11 protein-coding genes, 3 tRNA genes and 2 pseudogenes are annotated in these 12,511 nt (G+C 71.0%); 11 read left to right on the top strand and 5 right to left on the bottom strand.

Features of this window, described 5'->3' with window-relative positions:
• Positions 1-8 precede the first annotated feature (8 nt).
• Both tilS and ACRAWB_RS16880 read right to left on the bottom strand, forming a co-directional pair.
• Positions 9-908: a tRNA lysidine(34) synthetase TilS gene (gene tilS / locus ACRAWB_RS16885; RefSeq protein WP_431354380.1), complete on the bottom strand. Its 900-nt coding sequence runs from the start codon at positions 906-908 to the stop codon at positions 9-11.
• Positions 893-1,099 carry a hypothetical protein gene (locus ACRAWB_RS16880; RefSeq protein ID WP_431354379.1) on the bottom strand — a complete coding sequence of 69 codons (207 nt, stop codon included), beginning with the start codon at positions 1,097-1,099 and terminating at the stop codon, positions 893-895. The genes tilS and ACRAWB_RS16880 overlap by 16 nt, the downstream gene beginning before the upstream one ends.
• A gap of 43 nt (positions 1,100-1,142) precedes the next feature.
• On the opposite strand from ACRAWB_RS16880, the gene ACRAWB_RS16875 reads away from it, so the two are divergent.
• Positions 1,143-1,634, top strand: a complete 492-nt coding sequence (locus ACRAWB_RS16875) for an inorganic diphosphatase (protein ID WP_064109921.1) — start codon at positions 1,143-1,145, stop codon at positions 1,632-1,634.
• 76 nt (positions 1,635-1,710) lie between these two features.
• On the opposite strand, the gene ACRAWB_RS16870 is transcribed toward ACRAWB_RS16875, so the two are convergent.
• Together ACRAWB_RS16870 and ACRAWB_RS16865 are read right to left on the bottom strand one after the other, a co-directional pair.
• Positions 1,711-3,030 carry an NlpC/P60 family protein gene (locus ACRAWB_RS16870; protein ID WP_431354378.1) on the bottom strand — a complete coding sequence of 440 codons (1,320 nt, stop codon included), beginning with the start codon at positions 3,028-3,030 and terminating at the stop codon, positions 1,711-1,713.
• Positions 3,023-4,285, bottom strand: a complete 1,263-nt coding sequence (locus ACRAWB_RS16865) for a peptidoglycan DD-metalloendopeptidase family protein (protein ID WP_431354377.1) — start codon at positions 4,283-4,285, stop codon at positions 3,023-3,025. Before ACRAWB_RS16865 ends, ACRAWB_RS16870 begins: the two co-directional genes overlap by 8 nt.
• 361 nt (positions 4,286-4,646) lie before the next feature.
• Between ACRAWB_RS16865 and ACRAWB_RS16860 the strand changes: the two genes are divergently transcribed.
• The 4 genes from ACRAWB_RS16860 to ACRAWB_RS16845 all read left to right on the top strand — a co-directional run bounded on the left by ACRAWB_RS16860 (position 4,647) and on the right by ACRAWB_RS16845 (position 6,154).
• Positions 4,647-4,719 (top strand) — tRNA-Glu (locus ACRAWB_RS16860).
• A 45-nt stretch (positions 4,720-4,764) separates the two neighbouring features.
• A tRNA-Asp gene (locus tag ACRAWB_RS16855) sits at positions 4,765-4,841 on the top strand.
• A 60-nt stretch (positions 4,842-4,901) separates the two neighbouring features.
• Positions 4,902-4,977 (top strand) — tRNA-Phe (locus ACRAWB_RS16850).
• A gap of 115 nt (positions 4,978-5,092) precedes the next feature.
• Positions 5,093-6,154 carry a cell wall-binding repeat-containing protein gene (locus ACRAWB_RS16845; protein ID WP_431354376.1) on the top strand — a complete coding sequence of 354 codons (1,062 nt, stop codon included), beginning with the start codon at positions 5,093-5,095 and terminating at the stop codon, positions 6,152-6,154.
• A 74-nt stretch (positions 6,155-6,228) separates the two neighbouring features.
• On the opposite strand, the gene ACRAWB_RS16840 is transcribed toward ACRAWB_RS16845, so the two are convergent.
• Positions 6,229-7,173 (bottom strand): LysR family transcriptional regulator, encoded by a 945-nt coding sequence (locus tag ACRAWB_RS16840; protein WP_431354375.1) that lies wholly within the window; start codon positions 7,171-7,173, stop codon positions 6,229-6,231.
• Between the two features lie 111 nt (positions 7,174-7,284).
• Between ACRAWB_RS16840 and ACRAWB_RS16835 the strand changes: the two genes are divergently transcribed.
• The 6 genes and pseudogenes from ACRAWB_RS16835 (at position 7,285) to ACRAWB_RS16810 (ending at position 12,510) form a co-directional block, all read left to right on the top strand.
• A complete protein-coding gene (locus tag ACRAWB_RS16835) occupies positions 7,285-8,832 on the top strand; it encodes an aminotransferase class I/II-fold pyridoxal phosphate-dependent enzyme (protein WP_431354374.1) in 1,548 nt (515 codons plus the stop codon).
• 33 nt (positions 8,833-8,865) lie between these two features.
• Positions 8,866-10,362 carry an amino acid permease gene (locus ACRAWB_RS16830; RefSeq protein ID WP_431354373.1) on the top strand — a complete coding sequence of 499 codons (1,497 nt, stop codon included), beginning with the start codon at positions 8,866-8,868 and terminating at the stop codon, positions 10,360-10,362.
• Complete coding sequence (locus tag ACRAWB_RS16825; RefSeq protein ID WP_431354372.1) at positions 10,359-11,249, top strand: universal stress protein; 891 nt, start codon at positions 10,359-10,361, stop codon at positions 11,247-11,249. The genes ACRAWB_RS16830 and ACRAWB_RS16825 overlap by 4 nt, the downstream gene beginning before the upstream one ends.
• A gap of 2 nt (positions 11,250-11,251) precedes the next feature.
• Positions 11,252-11,869: pseudogene (locus tag ACRAWB_RS16820) on the top strand (diaminopimelate decarboxylase family protein); the annotation flags it as partial.
• Positions 11,806-12,048: pseudogene (locus ACRAWB_RS16815) on the top strand (hypothetical protein); the annotation flags it as partial. The pseudogenes ACRAWB_RS16820 and ACRAWB_RS16815, both read left to right, overlap by 64 nt.
• Before the next feature lie 54 nt (positions 12,049-12,102).
• On the top strand, positions 12,103-12,510 hold the full coding sequence (locus tag ACRAWB_RS16810) for a diaminopimelate decarboxylase family protein (protein ID WP_431354371.1): 408 nt from the start codon (positions 12,103-12,105) through the stop codon (positions 12,508-12,510).
• The last annotated feature ends 1 nt before the right edge of the window (position 12,511 follow it).

Here is a 12,511-nt window from a genome sequence, read left to right as displayed (position 1 = left end):
GCTGTCCTTCAGGTGGTGGGGTGGAAACTGAGCAGCCCGTTCTGCCTGACCACTCTAACGCCTGGCAGATCGAGCGGACCCTGCCCGTGCCAGTCGGTGATCAGGGCGGCGACGGCGAGCGTATGGGCACGGGTGAGCGAGACGCCGAACTCGGCGGAGACGACCAGGCGGATGATGCGCTGACGCAGGGCGGCCGGGTCGGCGGCGAGGCCGCGGACGTCGAGCGTGACGGCGCCGTCGTCGGCCTGTCCGACCAGCTCTTGCGCCCACTCCAGCGCGAGGCCGTCGAGGGCGTCGTCGTCCTCGCGCAGCTGCTCGGCGGTGCGGGCCAGCGCCTCGGCGACGCCGGGCCCGAGTTCGCGCTCCAGTACGGGCAGCAAGGCGTTCCGCACGCGCACGCGCGTGTAGGAGGGGTCGTCGTTGTGCGGGTCGTCCCACGGTTCGAGGCGGCTGTCGGCGCAGAAGGCGCGCGTCTCGGAGCGCCGCAGGCCGAGGAAGGGGCGCAACAGGCGGCCGGTGTCCGGGCGCATCCCCTGCAGGCTCGACGGGCCGGAGCCGCGGGCGAGGCCGAGCAGCACCGTCTCGGCCTGGTCGTCGAGGGTGTGGGCGAGCAGGATTCGCTCGGCGCCGGTCTCGGCGAGCGCGCGCTCGAAGGCGGCGTGGCGGGCGGAGCGTGCCGCGCCCTCGGGGCCGCCCTCGGCCGGGACCTCGACGCGGCGGACCAGCACCGGATCCAGCCCGAGCGCGGTCGCCTGCTCGGCGGCACGCGCGGCGACCGCGTCGGAGCCCGCCTGGAGGCCGTGGTCGACGATGATCGCGCCGGCGCGGACGCCGTTGCGCGGGGCCTCGAACGCGGTCGCGGCGGCGAGCGCGAGCGAGTCGGCTCCGCCGCTCAGACCCACCAGCACGAGGGCGTCGTCGCCGAGGGGGCAGGACGCGCAGGGCCGTGGCCGTCGTGCGGGTCGACGGGCGGGAGGGATGCGGCGGCCGCGAGCGCCGTGCGGACGGCGCGGCGCGCATCCGCGATCGCCGGGGTGAGTCGGGGGCGGCGCTGATCGGCCGGGGAGCCCGGAGAACCGGGCGAACCGTTGAGGGGCACCTAGTAACGTTAGTGCGGAATCACGACCACAAAGGAGCACGGCATGGCCGAATACGACGTCGTCATCGAGATCCCCAAGGGGAGCCGCAACAAGTACGAGGTGGACCACGAGACGGGTCGCGTGTACCTCGACCGCGTGCTGTTCACCAGCTTCGTGTACCCGACCGACTACGGCTTCTTCGAGAACACCCTGGGCGACGACGGCGACCCGCTGGACGCCCTGGTGCTGCTCGAGTACCCGGTGTTCCCGGGTGTCGGCGTCAAGGTCCGCCCGGTCGCGGTCCTGAACATGAGCGACGAGGCCGGCGGCGACGCGAAGATCATCGCCGTGCCCTACAAGGACCCGCGCTGGCAGCACATCCAGGATGTGAACGACATCCCGGAGCAGACCCGCAAGGAGATCGAGCACTTCTTCGCCCGCTACAAGGACCTCGAGCCGGGCAAGTTCGTCAACATCGAGGGCTGGGGCGACGCCGCGGAGGCGGACTCGCTCGTCCAGAAGGCCATCGCCAAGCTGGCCGCCGAGGGCCACTGACCCTCAGCCGCCGAGCACAGCAAAAACGCTCCCGATCACCTCGATCGGGAGCGTTTTTGCTGTGCTCGCGGGCTGGTCAGGCGCTGGGTCGCGCGACGAGGCCCCACGGAGAGCCCCAGACGTACTGGATCTTGACCACGTCGCCCTCGGTGGGGGCGGCGATCATCTTGCCGCCGCCGATGTAGATGCCCACGTGGTAGAAGTCGCCGGGGCCGTCGCCCCAGAAGATGAGGTCGCCCGGCTGCTTGGCACCGTACGAGACCAGCTGACCGCGGTTCGCGGCCGTGTAGTACTGGTTGTTGACCGAGTGGGACCCGATGTAGAGGCCGGCGTACGCGTACGCCTTCATCGTGAGGCCCGAGCAGTCGTAGCCGACGGGACCCTCGCCGCCGAAGATGTACGGCTTGCCCAGCTGGGCGCGGGCGTAGGCGATCGCGGTGTCGACCACGTTCCCGTTCGGCGCCGGCGGTGCCGCGGGGGCCGCCGGGGCCGCTCCGCCGCCGGACGCGGGCGCCGAGCCGCCACCGCCGGAGGACGCGGGAGGATGGTTCGCAGCCGCAGCGGCGGCGGCCGCCGCAGCAGCCGCGGCCTCGGCGGCCTTGCGCGCCGCCTCCTGCTGCGCCTTGACCTGCTCGCCCTGGAGGTATGCGGCCTCCGTCTGCGCCGACGTGTTCTTCAGCGTCGCCAGCTGAGCGACGAGCTCGGTGGACTTCTGCTGCTGGGTGGCCAGAGCCGCCTGCGCCTTGGCCTGCGCATCCTGAGCCGCGGCGAGCGCCTTGTCGGCCTCGTCGGCGAGCTTCGTACGCTCGGTCTTGGCGGACTTGGCCTGCGCGGTCAGCGCGTCGGCGGTGTTCTTGTCCTTGGTGGCCTGGTCGTAGACGGCCTTCGACTGCTCCGTGAGCTTGCTCATCGTGCCGAGCTGGAACAGCAGCTTGTCCGCCGCCGATCCCGAACCGCCGCCCTTGAGCATGAGGTCGGTGGTGACGTCTCCGCCGCCGGACTTCGCCAGGTGCGAGGCGAGGAGGCCCGCGCGCATCTTCGAGGTCTTCGCCTTCGCAGCCGCCTCGGAGGCCTGCTTCTGCAGGTCGTCGGCCTTCGCGGTCGCCTCGGCCAGCGCGTCCTTGGCCTGGAAGTAGGCCTCCGCCGCCTTCTCCGACGCGACGCGCGCCGCATCCACGCTCGACTGGAGACCGCTGATCAGCTGGGTGATGTTGTCGATCATCGCCTGCTGGTTGGCGACATTGTTCTTCGCCTGCTGCACGTCGTTCCACGACGGGTAGTCGACCGCCTGCGCCGGCGCGACGATGCCGATGGATGCGGTGACCGCGCCCATCACGCCCGCGCCGATCGCGAGACCCGGGCGCACCCGGCTGATCTTCTCGTTGTCGCTAGCCAAGGGGTGCCTGCCGATCTCTCATGAACGGGATGCCGTCGATCTTGACGTCGTTGACGCGGACCTCGTAGTGCAGGTGACAGCCGGTCGAGGCGCCGGTCGTGCCGACGCGGGCGATGGGCTGTCCGGCCCCGACGTGCTGGCCGATGCCGACGAGGATGCCGCCGTTGCGGATGTGCGCGTAGCCCGTCTTGACGGCGCTGCCGTTGTCGAGCAGCACGAAGTTGCCGTAGCTGCCGTTCGGGCCCGCGTAGATCACGGTGCCCTCGTGGGCCGCGTAGATAGGTGCGTTGCAGGAGGCGCCGATGTCGATGCCGAGGTGGTAGGTGCTGCCGACGCCGCCCGGCGACGGACGCGCGCCGAAGCCGTCCGTGATGGGGCCGGCGGCGGGGACCGCCCACCCCTGTGGCCCGACGTACCCGCCGGGCAGGCCGCCCGAACCGCGCGCGGCGGCCGCGGCAGCCGCGGCGGCGACGCCGGCTTCGTACCCGGCGACCGTCTTGGCGGTGGCGTCCCGGAGCGCGGCGAGCTGGGCCTGCATGACGACGATCTGCTTCTGCTGCTCGGCGAGCTTGTCCTGCGCCGCCTTCGCGGCCGCGATCGCAGCCTGCATGGCGGCCTCGGCGGCGACGCGCAGCTTCTCGCGCTCCGCCTTCTTCTCGTCCGCCTGCTGGGCCAGCGCCTTGGCGGTGTTCTGCGCGGACTTGGCGTCCGTGTAGACCTTGTTGGACTGCTCCACCAGCTTGGACATGCTGCCCAGGTCGTTGAGCAGCTTCTCGGGGCTGGTCGAGGTCGCGTGGTTGCCGCTGAGGAAGAGGTTCGCGGTCAGATTGCGGCCACCGGTGCGGTAGAGCTGAGCGGCGAGCTTGCCCGCCTGGGTGCTCGCGTCGTCCGCCTTCTTCTTGCTCGCGGCGGCTTGCGTCTCGAGGTTCAGGAGCTCGATCGTCGCCTTGTCGAGTGCGGCCTGCGCGGCCTCGAGCTCTTCACCGCGCTTGATGGCGGCGGCCTGCGTGTCCGCGACCCCCTGCTTGAGTTGCGCGATCAGGCCGTTGATGCGGTTCACTTGCGCGGACGCGGCCGACTCGTTCGCCTTGGCGTTCTGGACGTCCTGCCAGGACGGGTAGTTGTCGGCGTAGGCGGGGGCGGCGACGGACCCGACGGCGGTGACCACCGCCACGACCAGGCCTGCGAGGGCAGCGCGGACCGCCCGGCGGCGGGGGCCGCTCGGGGAGATCGGGGGGCTCGTTTCGCGTCTCATAGGGTTACCGACCCGCTCGCTTCCGCATCCACTCTGGTCGCACAAGTCACACGGGTCCCGCTGTCAACATGCGCCACTCTAGCAACATGGGGTCTGAACGCCCCGGGGAAAGGCGCTCGGACGGTGGTCGGGGCGTGCGCTCACGCGGGCGGCCGGGGGGACCGCTTGGGCCGCAGACTACGTGGAGAGCGGAGGCGTCCGCGGGATTTCCCGGTGGCGTTGCGCGAACCTGCAAGCGGCCGGAATACGGCCGTTCGCCGCCGACCCGCCCGGGATCCGACCCCGATTCGCATTAACGATGAACCTTCCGTATGCTTGTGCGTCGGTGGTCAACGGGAGCGAAAGCCCTCCGAGACGATCCGGCCCCATCGTTTAGCGGCCTAGGACGCCGCCCTTTCACGGCGGTAGCACGGGTTCGAATCCCGTTGGGGTCACGGTCCAACGGCTCGTCCACTACAATTCAAAAAGCAACACATCGAGGCCCTGTAGCGCAGTTGGTTAGCGTGCCGCCCTGTCACGGCGGAGGTCGCGGGTTCAAGTCCCGTCAGGGTCGCCACGGCGACAAGCCCTTCCACTCGGAAGGGCTTCCGTCTAGGTGGATGCGAGAGCATCCCCTGGCTCTGTAGCTCAGTTGGTAGAGCGTTCGACTGAAAATCGAAAGGTCACCGGATCGATGCCGGTCGGAGCCACCAGAGACAACCCCCGGTCACCCCGGGGTTTTTCTTTTCCCTCTCCCCCTGGAACCATTCCGACCCATCCGGACACTCAGGAGTGAAGCCGGATGGGCCGGCAGGGGGAAGGAACACCATGAAGAAGGAAATCGGGCTGCTCATCGCGGCGGCACTGGCGGTGGCGATCACCGGATGCTCGGCAGTGCACGCCGGGGCGCAGGTGCGATCCAGTACTGTCCAGGTCCAGGAGGCCATGTTCGGCACCGCGACCACGGCCGGCGGTCCCACAATCAGCGTCGACCGTATCGCCGGCGGCGACCGCTACGCGACGTCCGTCGCCGTGTCGAAGGCGGAGTTCCCCACGACCGCGCCCGTCGTCTACATCGCCTCGGGCATCAACTACCCGGACGCGCTCGCGGCCGGACCTGCCGCCGCCAAGAGCGGTGGCCCGCTCCTGCTGACGGCGCCCGACATCGTGCCCGGCGACGTGATCGCCGAGGTGCAACGCCTCCACCCCTCGTCGGTCCTGGTCGTGGGCGGTCCGTTCCCCATCGAGGAGTCGGTGCTCACCCAGCTGCAGGCAGCGGTTCCCGGGGCGACAGTGTCCCGTGCGGCCGGTGATGACCGCTTCGCGACGTCCCGCGTGGTCGTCTCCGGCGCCTTCACCACCGCGGACACGGTGTACCTGGCTTCAGGCAATACCTTCCCCGACGCTCTGACCGCTGGAGGCGCCGCAGGGTCCAAAGACGCGCCGATCCTCCTGGTCGACGGCAACGCACCGAGTGTCGACTCGGCGACCGCGTCGCTCCTGTCGTCCCTGAAGGCGAAGAACGTCAAGGTGGTCGGCGGCACAGACGCAATGTCGACCGGTATCGTCTCCTCGCTGACCCAGGAGGGCTACACCGTCACCCGGCTCGCCGGCGCGGACCGCTATGGAACGGCACTGGCCGTCAACGCGGACGCGTACGCGCACGCGACCACCGCCCTCCTCGCGACCGGTTTCGGCTTCCCGGACGCCCTGTCGGCGACGACCCTCGCCGGCTCGACCTCGTCACCGCTGTACCTGGCGCCCTACGACTGCGTGCCGCAGGGTGTGCTCGCCGACTTCACCCGTCTCGGCGTCACGACGGTCACGCTCGTCGGCGGCCCGGCGATGCTCTCCGAATCCGCGGAGTCCCTGACCCCCTGCACGTGGTGAGTCTCCGCTAGAGAGAAACCCCCGGAGCCACTGGAGCCCGGGGTTTCTCGTTGCCGGTGAGCCAGGCCGCCCGCTCACAACGCGGGACCGCGCCCCACCCGAACCGCCGCGAACCCGTCTCGCACCGCCGCGACGAGCTGACGGACAGCGGCCGGCGGACGGCGTCCCGCGTCCTCCGGTGACGACGTCGCCACGAGGACCGTTCGCACGAACGACGGGTCGTCGATCGGCCGCAGCACGATGCCGGGATGCTCGGCGGTCGTCGCGAGGCGGGGGATGATGCCCACCACCATGCGGGCGGCCGTCATCCCGAGGAGGACCTGGAAGTCGTCGGACCGGATCGCGACGTCGAGCGCATGCCCGTCCGCCGCGAACGTATCGGCGACGACCCGGTCGATCGCGTCGTCGACCGAGGTCGCGAACAGCCAGCGCTCGTCGCGGAGCGAGAGCAGGGCGGCGAGGTCGATCACCGGGCGGGAGGCGAGCGGGTGTCCGGCGGGCAGCGCCAGCATCAGGGGGTCGCGGTACACCTCCATCGCCTCCACGCCCGGACGGAACGGCAGCTCGTAACCCGGAACCGTGTAGACGAGCGCGGCGTCGAGCGCGTGGCGGTTGACCCGGTCGACGAGCGCAGGCACCTCCTCCACCGTGGCGTCGATCTCGATCCCGAGGTCGCCGACCGAACCGGCGACGAACGGCAGGATGGTCGCCGCAGCCGTGGCGAACGTACCGAACCGCAGCCGCACCCTCCCCAGCTGGCTGAACTCGCGCGCATCCCCGATCGCGCGCTCGCTGAGCGTCAGGATCTGCTGCGCTCGCTCGAGCAGGAGCATGCCGACCGGGGTGAGTCTGCTGCCGCGCGGGGTTCGCACGAGCACCGGGGAGCCGACCAGCTGTTCGAGGTTCTTCAGGTGGTAGTCGACCGTCGGCTGGCCCCAGCCGAGGCGCCGGGCAGCCGCCGTGACCGAACCCTCGGCGTGGACGGCCCGCAACGCCTCGAACTGCCGTAGATCCGCCATCGTCTTTCTGTCCTGCTCTGGCTCGATCGGGAGTCGAGCCACATACACTCTATGTGAGCAACGCGGAGTTCGGGGGTTCTGGTCACGCGGCGGGGGCCCCACCATGGAGCAATGGCCTCCACTCCCCTCTCCGCCGCCGACAGCGTGCAGCCGCTGCCGTCGATGGCCGACCTGCGTCAGTGGGAGACGCCGTATGCGGACGCGCTGGAACGGCATGCCGCTCGCGAACCTCTCACGCTGATGGTTCCGGGGCACGGTGGCGACGAGCTCGGACTCAGCGCGCGGCTGGCGGAGTTCTTCGGGACGCGACCGCTTCAGCTCGACCTTCCGATGCTCGTCGACGGGGTCGACCTCGGCGACGACTCGCCCCTGAGCAGGTCCCTGGAGCTCGCCGCTGACGCCTGGGGCGCTCGCCGCACCTGGTTCCTGACCGGCGGCGCATCCCAGGCCAACCGCATCGCTGCTCTCGCTGTCCGCGGCCTCGGGGAGAACATCCTGTCGCAGCGCAGCGCGCACTCCAGCTTCAGCGACGGCGTGCTCTCCGCCGGTCTCGCGCCCTCGTTCGTGATGCCGTCCCTCGACACGGCGCACGGCGTCGCACACGGCGTGTCTCCGGACTCCCTCGACGCCGCGCTCACCGCCGCGGCGAGCGCGGGGCGCCCGGCCGACGCCGTGTACGTCGTCACGCCCAGCTACTTCGGCGCGGTCGCCGACGTCGCCGGACTCGCGCGCGTGGCGCACGCTCATGGCGCTCCGCTGATCGTCGACGGCGCGTGGGGCCCGCACTTCGGCTTCCACCCCGGCCTCCCGGAGTCGCCCGCGCGGCTGGGCGCCGACCTGGTCGTCTCCAGCACGCACAAGCTGGGCGGTTCCCTCACGCAGTCGGCCATGCTGCACCTCGGCGACGGCCCGTTCGCCGAGGCGCTGGAGCCGCTGGTGGAGCGGGCCGTCTCCATCACCGCTTCAACCTCCACCTCGGCGCTGCTGCAGGCGTCGCTCGACATCGCGCGGCACTCCCTCGCCACCGGAGCGGAGCTGATCGGCCGGTCGATCGCGGCCGCCGACGCCTTCCGCGCCGCCCTGCGCACCGACCCGCGGTTCGGTGTGCTCAGCGACGGGTTCGGCGCGTTCGATGACATCGCGGCGGTCGACCCGTTGCGGGTCGTCGTCGACGTCTCACGCACCGGGGTGAGCGGCCACTGGCTGCGGCAGCGCCTTGCCGATGCCGACGGCATCTTCTTCGAGATGTCGACCGCGACCACGCTCGTCGCCCTCATCGGCGCCGGCAAGACGCCCGACCTCGAGCGTGCACACCGGGCTCTCGCCGCAGCCGTCGACTCCGCAGACGCCCACGCCGAGCGATCGAGCGCCGACACGCACCCGTTCCCGGCCCTGCCCGAACCGGGCCCTCTGCGGATGCTGCCCCGGGACGCGTTCTTCGCCGGAACCGAACTCGTGACGGCGGCCGACGCGGTCGGACGCGTCTCCGCCGACACCCTCGCCGCCTACCCGCCCGGCATCCCGAACCTCATCCCGGGCGAGGAGATCACGGCGCAGACCGCCGCATTCCTGCAGGCGGTCGCCGCATCCCCCTCCGGCTACGTCCGCGGGGCCGTCGACCCGGGAGTCGCGCGCTTCCGGGTGACCCTCGCGAGCTGACACATCCCCCCACCATTCGAAGGAGACTGGTACATGCCCACCATCGCCCAGCAGCTGCTGCGCAGAAAGCCCACGACGCCGCCCGCGGCCGGTGAGGCGCAGCTGAAACGCAGCATCGGCCTCTTCTCGCTCACCATGATCGGCGTCGGCGGCACGCTCGGCACCGGAATCTTCTTCATCCTGTCCCAGGCGGTCCCCGTGGCCGGCCCCGCGGTGATCTGGTCGTTCGTCATCGGCGGCGTCGTCGCCGGGCTCACCGCGCTCTGCTACGCCGAGATGGCGGGCGCCGTGCCGGTCTCGGGCTCGACGTACTCGTACGCCTACGCGACGCTCGGCGAGGGCACGGCGATGGCCGTCGGCGCCTGTCTGCTGCTGGAGTACGGCGTCTCGACGGCTGCCGTCGCGGTCGGATGGTCGCAGTACGTGAACCAGCTGCTTCAGAACCTCTTCGGGTGGCAGCTGCCCGTGCAGCTCTCGCAGGCGCCCGAGCAGGGCGGCATCGTCAACGTGCCCGCGGTGATCGTCATCGTGCTCTGCTCGCTGCTGCTCCTCCGCGGGGCGCGCGAGTCCACGACGGTCAACAGCATCATGGTGGTCATCAAGATCGCCGTCGTCGTGTTCTTCTGCGCGGTGGCGTTCACCGGGTGGAACGCCGATCACTTCCACAACTTCGCGCCCGCCGGCTTCGCGGGCATCGTCGGCGGCGCCGGCATCATCTTCTTCTCGTTCGTCGGGCTGGACGCCGTGTCGACGGCCGGTGAGGAGGCGAAGAACCCCAAGCGCAATCTGCCGCTCGCCATCATCTTCGCGCTGGTGATCATCATCCTGCTCTACGTGGCCACGAGCCTCGCCGCGCTGGGCGCGCAGGCTCCCGACAAGTTCGAGAACCAGGATGCGGGCCTCGCGGCGATCCTGCAGAACATCATCGGCTCAAGCTGGCCGGGCACCATCGTGGCCATCGGCGCGATCATCTCCATCTTCTCGGTGACCCTCGTCGTGCTCTACGGGCAGACGCGCATCCTGTTCGCGATGTCGCGGGACGGGATGATCCCGCCGGTGTTCGCGAAGGTGAACCCGCGCTCGATGACCCCCGTGCGGAACACGGTCATCGTGATGATCGCCACGAGCATCCTCGCTGCCGTCGTCCCGATCGACTTCCTCGCCGAGATGACCAGCATCGGCACGCTCGTCGCCTTCCTCGTGGTGTCGCTCGGCGTCATCATCCTGCGTGTGCGCGAGCCGGAGCTCGAGCGCGGCTTCCGCCTGCCCTTCGGCTGGACGATCCCCATCCTGTCGATCGCCGGCTGCATCGCCATCATCACGCAGCTGCGCGTCATCACGATCGTGGTGTTCCTCATCTGGACCGCGGTCTTCCTCGTCTTCTACTGGTTCTACGGGCGCAAGCACTCCGCCCTGCAGGCAGGAGCCCCGGTCGCCGACGCGGAGGCGCCCTACACGAGCAACTTCGGTCACCCGAGCAAGAGCGAGATCCGCGAAGCGGCCGAGCGCAGGAAGGCGAACCGCAGATGACCATCCTCGTCGGGGTCGACCCCGCCCACCGCTCGGCGTCCGCGCTGCACCTCGCAGCGATGCTCGCCCGATCCTCCGGCCAGGACCTCCTCGTCGCCGCCGTCGTCCCGCCTGCCTGGCCTGCATCTGCGGGCGGAGCGGACGCGGAGTGGCGCGGCTACACCCGGGACACCGCGAACGGCGCGCTCGACCACGCCGCGGCGGTGCTCGGCGGCCAGGCCCGTGCCGAATACCTGCTGCAGGAGGCGCCGTCCGCGCGGCGCGGACTCGTGGAACTGGCGGAGCAGCGCGAGGCGTCGCTCATCGTCGTCGGCTCGGGGGTGTCCGGGCATCCCGGCCGCATCGCGCTCGGCTCCGAGAGCGACGCGCTCCTGCACGCCTCCCCCATCCCCGTCGCCATCGCGCCGAGCGGGTACCGCACCGAGGACGACGCGCGCATCGGCCGGGTGACGGCCGCCTACCGCGGAACCGGCGCCTCGACCGGGCTGGTGCTCGGGGCAGCGAAGGTGGCGGCCATGCTGGACGCAGAACTGCGCATCGCCTCCTTCGCCGTGGTCCCGCGCGACTCCGGCACGTCCGGCGCCGGACTGGACGCCGAACTCCCGATCGCCGACGCCTGGGCGGCGGACATCGAGCGGCACGCCGCCGCCGTGGTGAGCCAGGTCACCGAGCTGCCGGACGCGCCTGCCGTGTCCGGCGTGGCGGTGGGGATCGGGGAGAGCTGGGAGTCGGCGCTCGCGGACATCGACTGGGAGCCGGAGGAGGTGCTGGTGGTCGGCTCGAGCACGCTCGGCGCGATCGCCCGCGTGTTCCTCGGCTCCCACGCCGCCAAGATCGTCCGTCACTCCCCCGTGCCGGTCGTGGTCGTCCCACACGGAAGAGAGTGACCATGCCCCATCCCCTCCTCGACCTGTTCCCGGCCGGGGCGACCGTCGACCCCGACGGCACCCTCGTGATCGCGGGGTGCCGCGTCGACGACCTCGCGCGCGACTTCGGCACGCCCGCGATCGTGGTCGACGAGGGCTCGCTCCGGATGCGGGCGCGGGAGTATCGCGAGGCATTGACATCGCACCGACCGAACGCGCGGGTCGTCTTCGCGTCGAAGGCCTTCCCCGCGACCGCCGTGCAGCGGGTCATGGTGGAGGAAGGGCTCGGGCTGGACGTCGCCGGCGGCGGTGAGATCTTGAGCGCCCTGCGCGCCGGGGTCGACCCTGCGCTCATCGTCGTCCACGGCAACGCCAAGACCACCGAGGAGCTGCAGCTCGCCGTCGAGGCCGGCGCCGGGCTCGTCGTGGTGGACAACGAGGACGACGTCGACCGCCTCGAGCAGCTGGTCGCGCCGGGACGCCCCCAAGGCGTGCTCGTGCGCGTCATCCCGGGCGTGCAGTCGTCGACGCACCCGCACGTGCAGACCGGCCAGGTGGGCTCCAAGTTCGGGCTGACATCGGATGCCGCCCGCCGGGTCATCGCGCGGATCGAGGCGAGCCCGCTCCTCGACCTGCGGGGTGTGCACGCCCACGTCGGCTCCCAGATCATGGACCCGGCGGAGCTCGCGGCGGCCGTCGCCCCCTCGCGGCCCTCGGGACCTTCCCGGTCTACGACCTCGGCGGCGGCCTCGGCGCCCGCTACACGACGACCGACCACCCGGCCTCGGTCGACGAATACGTCGAGGCGCTGCTCGCGGCGGCTGACGAGCACCTGCCGGCAGAGGCGGAGATCATCATCGAGCCGGGCCGCAGCATGGTGAACGGCTCGGCCTTCACCCTCTACACGGTCACCACGGTGAAACGCGACGCCCGCAACTTCGTCGCCGTCGACGGCGGCATGGGCGACAACCTGGAGGCCGCCCTCTTCCAGCAGCGCTACGAAGCGATCCTCGCCGGCCGGCTCCACGAGGATGACGCCGAGGAAGTGGTTGTCGTCGGACGCCACTGCGAGTCGGGCGACGTGCTCATCGACCCGCTCCGGCTCCCGCCCGCACGGGTCGGCGACCTCCTCGCCGTCCCGGCCACCGGCGCGTACACGCACACCATGGCGAACAACTACAACGGGTACCGCCGGCCGCCCGTGGTCTTCGCCCGCGACCGGGAGGCCCGGGCGGTCATCCGGCGCGAGACGTGGGCGGACCTGTTCGCGCGGGACGTGTGAG

This window comes from Leifsonia poae, from assembly GCF_050632865.1.
Classification (GTDB): domain Bacteria; phylum Actinomycetota; class Actinomycetes; order Actinomycetales; family Microbacteriaceae; genus Leifsonia; species Leifsonia poae_B.
Note: the sequence above shows the minus strand (reverse complement) of the source record. Positions and strands in the feature narration are given on the sequence as shown.

What these genes read in the sequence shown, in the direction of transcription:
- ACRAWB_RS16875 (WP_064109921.1), top strand. Translation starts at nt 1,143, where the DNA reads ATGGCCGAATACGACGTCGTCATCGAGATCCCCAAGGGGAGCCGCAAC.
- ACRAWB_RS16865 (WP_431354377.1), bottom strand. Translation starts at nt 4,285, where the DNA reads ATGAGACGCGAAACGAGCCCCCCGATCTCCCCGAGCGGCCCCCGCCGC.
- ACRAWB_RS16845 (WP_431354376.1), top strand. Translation starts at nt 5,093, where the DNA reads ATGAAGAAGGAAATCGGGCTGCTCATCGCGGCGGCACTGGCGGTGGCG.
- ACRAWB_RS16840 (WP_431354375.1), bottom strand. Translation starts at nt 7,173, where the DNA reads ATGGCGGATCTACGGCAGTTCGAGGCGTTGCGGGCCGTCCACGCCGAG.
- ACRAWB_RS16835 (WP_431354374.1), top strand. Translation starts at nt 7,285, where the DNA reads ATGGCCTCCACTCCCCTCTCCGCCGCCGACAGCGTGCAGCCGCTGCCG.
- ACRAWB_RS16830 (WP_431354373.1), top strand. Translation starts at nt 8,866, where the DNA reads ATGCCCACCATCGCCCAGCAGCTGCTGCGCAGAAAGCCCACGACGCCG.
- ACRAWB_RS16825 (WP_431354372.1), top strand. Translation starts at nt 10,359, where the DNA reads ATGACCATCCTCGTCGGGGTCGACCCCGCCCACCGCTCGGCGTCCGCG.
- ACRAWB_RS16810 (WP_431354371.1), top strand. Translation starts at nt 12,103, where the DNA reads ATGGTGAACGGCTCGGCCTTCACCCTCTACACGGTCACCACGGTGAAA.